This is a genomic window from Streptomyces sp. NPDC058964, from assembly GCF_042741275.1.
Classification (GTDB): Bacteria; Actinomycetota; Actinomycetes; order Streptomycetales; family Streptomycetaceae; genus Streptomyces.
The window spans coordinates 1-4,089 of record NZ_JBHYKH010000676.1 but is presented as its reverse complement, the minus strand read 5'-3'; the positions used below and the strand labels follow the sequence as shown (position 1 = coordinate 4,089).

At 68.2% G+C, this 4,089-nt stretch carries 3 protein-coding genes and 2 pseudogenes; 3 read left to right on the top strand and 2 right to left on the bottom strand.

All coding sequences use genetic code 11. The features are described from left to right. Positions 1–118: 118 nt before the first annotated feature. Positions 119–247: pseudogene (locus ACFW2E_RS42785) on the top strand (IS5/IS1182 family transposase); the annotation flags it as partial. 633 nt (positions 248–880) lie between these two features. Here the strand turns inward: ACFW2E_RS42785 and ACFW2E_RS42780 are convergent. Beyond that, entirely contained in the window at positions 881–2,002 is a 1,122-nt protein-coding gene (locus ACFW2E_RS42780; RefSeq protein ID WP_384476361.1) for a lipid II:glycine glycyltransferase FemX, read from the bottom strand. A 591-nt stretch (positions 2,003–2,593) separates the two neighbouring features. On the opposite strand from ACFW2E_RS42780, the gene ACFW2E_RS42775 reads away from it, so the two are divergent. Further along, positions 2,594–2,797, top strand: a complete 204-nt coding sequence (locus tag ACFW2E_RS42775; protein WP_094222245.1) for a cold-shock protein — start codon at positions 2,594–2,596, stop codon at positions 2,795–2,797. A gap of 51 nt (positions 2,798–2,848) precedes the next feature. Continuing rightward, positions 2,849–2,980 (top strand): annotated as a pseudogene (locus ACFW2E_RS42770) (LLM class flavin-dependent oxidoreductase); the annotation flags it as partial. Here ACFW2E_RS42770 and ACFW2E_RS42765 read toward each other — a convergent pair. Continuing rightward, on the bottom strand, positions 2,925–4,089 hold a 1,165-nt coding region (locus ACFW2E_RS42765), incomplete at its 5' end, for a HEAT repeat domain-containing protein (RefSeq protein WP_384476358.1). The pseudogene ACFW2E_RS42770 and the gene ACFW2E_RS42765 sit on opposite strands and share 56 nt — an antisense overlap.

Below are 4,089 nucleotides of genomic sequence, written 5' to 3'. Positions count from 1 at the left end.
AACGGGGCTATCCAAGACGGCTCCGACGCCGTGATCACACCAGCCACACCAAGATCATCTCACCCCTGACCAGGGGTTACGGGACAGCCCTTAGTTGCGTGGCCTCTGCTGATGGTGTGTGGTCGGCCGACCGCTGCCCGGGAATCGCAACGACTGCAAGGCGTGGGAGGAATCCGGCGCCAAGGCCGCCGTCGGCAGGACACTCACGATCAGTGACGGCGGCTATCCCGGCACGGGACTCGTCATGTGTGCTTGCCCCGGTACCTGGCACTGTCCGACGAAGTTCCTGATGCCGTAGGCGCAAGCTGTCCTGTCTGGCCCCTGGCGACGCAAACCATCACGTGTCCGGTCCTTAGGGCGCCCAAGAAGTTGCCCACACTGCAATACCAGAGGAGGGTCGAGACGCCTCCATTCACAGATATTGCCAAGTGGACGAATGTCGTGCCGAAAGCAATGAAGCCAGAAAAATTGAGCAGCAATAGCGGCCAGCCGGAGTCCGTTTTTGCTCTATTAAGCCTCTGCCATACTGTTCGTGGAGTTTCAATGGGGTGTGGGCTGAAGCGGCGCTTGAGGTCGCTCGTGACAGGTCTTCGTGACATGAGGGCCATCGAACTGTCGAAGACGCTGTATGCGCAAGCGGAAGCCTGACGCGGCCAAAGGGACTCCGGCAACAGCACGTCGTGATCCCGCAGCCCGAACACCGTGGCCGGCGAGACGTACGAGCAGACGGGCGACGAGATCACCGCGTACTTCCCGCAGACGACCATGCCCACACGGTGCGAGAGGCGCCGCGCACCACGGCGGGCCAACCTACCCGCCTGCAGCTCCGTTTCACGCTCACGACATCGGCGTCGACGATCAGCACGAGGCGGCCGCAGGATCAGCGGCGGGACATGTAGAGGTCGAGGGCCTTGTGCAGCACCTTGTTGAGCGGGAAGTCCCACTCGCCGAGGTATTCGACGGCCTCGCCGCCGGTGCCGACCTTGAACCGCAACAGCCCCAGCAGGTGGTTGCTCTCCTCCAGGGTGTCGGTGATGCCGCGGAAGTCGTAGACACCAGCACCGAGCGCGTGGGCGTCGCTCATCATCCGCCACTGGATGGCGTTGTTCGGCTGGACCTCGCGCCTGCGGCTGGTGGAGGCTCCGTAGGAGTACCAGACGTGCTCGCCGACCATCAGCATCGTGGCCGCCGCGAGCACCTCGCCCTCGTGGTGGGCGAGATAAAGACGCATGCGGTCAGGGTCCTCGGCCCTCAGCGCGGTCCACATCCGCTGGAAGTAGGCCAGCGGGCGGGGAATGAACCGGTCCCGTTCGGCGGTCTCCACGTAGAGGTCGTAGAAGGCGGGCAGGTCCTCGTAGTCGCCCTGGACGACCTTGACGCCGGCCTTCTCCGCCTTCTTGATGTTGCGGCGCCACTGCTGATTCAGGCCCCGTTGGACCTCCTCCAACGGTCGCCCCGCGAAGGGCACTTGAAAGACGTAGCGCGGCTGGCCCGCGGCGAAGCCGTCCTCGTCACCGGGCTCGGTCTGCTGCCAGCCCATCCGCCGCAGCCGGTCGGCGATGTCGAAGGCCCGTGGCTCGTGCACGGTCGCCTCCACATCCCGCAACCGCCCGGCCTGCGGGTCGGCGATCGCCGCCTTGACCGCTTCGGCACTCCAGCGGCGGGCCACCACGGGCGGCCCCATCTTCACCGAGAACGCCCCCTGCCCCTTCAAGTACGCGAGCATCGGCTCCAGCCACTGCTCCAGATCCGGCGCGGTCCAGTCGATGACCGGGCCCTCGGGCAGATAGGCGAGGTACCGCTTCAGCCTCGGCAACGGCCGCAGCAGGACCAGTCCCACGCCGACGAGACGGTTGTTCTCGTCGAACCAGCCCAGGCTCTCCGCCCGCCAGTCCGGCTTCACATCCGCCCACGAGGGAACCTGCATGTGACTCACCGAGGGCCGGGCCCGGACGAAGGCCAGATGATCCTCACGGGTGATCGCCTTCAGGCGAAAGCTCATGCGCAGTGCTCCTTTGTTCGACGCACAAGCCTACTGAGGGTGTCGCAAGACCCGACGCTTCATCAACATGCGCGAGTCGTCCAACTCCTGGTACGACAACGGCACCCCGCTCGGGATACGGAAAGGCTCGGACGCGGTGTACTGCCCGCCGCGGTGTCGGCCGAGGGCATGGCCGAGGTGTTCGCGTTCAGTAGACGTCACCGTGTGAGATCTGCCTGCGATGCTACCGGGCACCTCTTGGCCCCTAGGCCGCGGTGGCGAAGGTGGGACACCGCTCGCAGCCTACGAGCGCGGCCAGGCGGCCGGCACAGCCGACGGCAGCGTTCCTGCAGCGCACCGAACAGGGCGTTGCTCTCCCGCTGGCCGATCACTTCGAGGTAGCCCGCCTTGGGGAAGACTGGCGTGACAGGTGGGATGCCCGTTGCTCTCTGGTGAGGTCCGGTTTCGCCGTGTAGCGTCATCGTCAGATGCTCTGGGTTCCGGTGCCTGCCCGCGCTTTGGCGTGGGCGCTTTGCTGTGCGGTGTCGGACCAAGGGTGTCACTTTCGGGTCCGCGCGGTGCGGGTCCGGTATCGAATGGAAGGCTCTCAGCATGGCCAGCGGAACCGTCAAGTGGTTCAACGCCGAAAAGGGTTTCGGCTTCATCTCCCAGGACGGCGGCGGGCCGGACGTCTTCGCGCACTACTCCAACATCAACGCCAGCGGCTTCCGTGAGCTTCAGGAGGGCCAGAAGGTGACCTTCGACATCGGCCAGGGCCAGAAGGGCCCGCAGGCGGAGAACATCACCCCCGCCTGATCTGGCTTCGTGCGGCTGCAGGTCCCGGAACCCCTTCGGGACCTGAGCCGTGTCCGGCAGGGCCTGAAGAGCCTGGTGCTGCATCCGCTGGCGGGCGGGATACCGGTGGCGGAGGGGCGGCACAGCGTCAGACTGTTCGCCGAGCGGGTGCTTCCGACGCTGGAGGATCGAGCCGGGCGATGAGCGTACGGCCGAGCCGCTGGAGTTCCTCGTCGTGGTCGACGCTCTTGAATCTGCCGCCGCGCCGGGGCAGGGCCAGTTGGTCGCGGAGCAGGGGCAGGGCCGGTGCTGCGAGGGGGCCCATGCGGTCCAGGCAGGCCGCGACGTGGTTGGCCGTCGCGGGGTTCCTGGCCATGGCCTGCAGCAGGGCGTCCAGGACGGCCGGCGCCTCGGCCTCGCCGCCGATTTCCCACAGGGCGGCCGCGCAATGAACCCGAACCCATTCGTAGTCGTGCGTCAGGAGGTCCCGCAGGCGCGGCAGGGCGACGGAGGCGGGCGGGCCTATCTCGCCGAGCAGATCCGCCGAGTCACTGATCCAGAAGGTGATGCGGTCGTCGAGGAGGCCGAGCAGGAGCGGCATGACCTCGGCCAGGTCACCGCCGACGGCCCACAGCGCGGCGACGGCGGCAGGCCGTACGTGCGCGTCGGTGGCGGTGGTCAGCGACCGGATGGTGTCCCGTGCGCCGGTCGCCGCCGGGCCGAACGCTCCCAGTGCCTTCAGGGCCGATCGCGCGACGCGGTCCTGCTCATGGCGCACCGCGGCGCCGAGCGTGTCCACGACCACAGGAACCGCAGCCGGGTCACCCAGCGCGGCCAGGGCGGAGAGGATCGCGTTGGCGCTCATCTCGGTCCAATGCTGTGAGAGGTCGGTCCGGCGCAGGTGGTCGCAGAGACGGGACACCAGCTGGTCCGCCGCCTGTGGCAGATGCCCTGCGACCTGGATCGCGCGCCAGGCGTCGACGTCGCTGTCCAGGGCCGCCAGCAGACTCGGCAGCGCGCGTGCGTCGCCGAGGCGCGCCAAGGCCCGGACGGCCTCCTGGTGACTTCTGCGCAGCCGCGCCTCCGGCGCGGCCCATACATCCGGGCCGTGCGCCGCGCGTTGGGCGTCGATGTGCGCGGCGAGTGGCTCCCGGGCCGGCCCGGCGATCGGGTGGCAGGACTCCAGGACGGCCGCGGCCTCGGCGGCGACCTCCTGGTCGGCCGTGGCGAGCTGGTCGGCGACCAGCAGAAGGAGCCGGGTGTGGTCCCCGCGCCAGGCCCGCATCAGCTCCCCGCTCAAACGGACCCCGTCC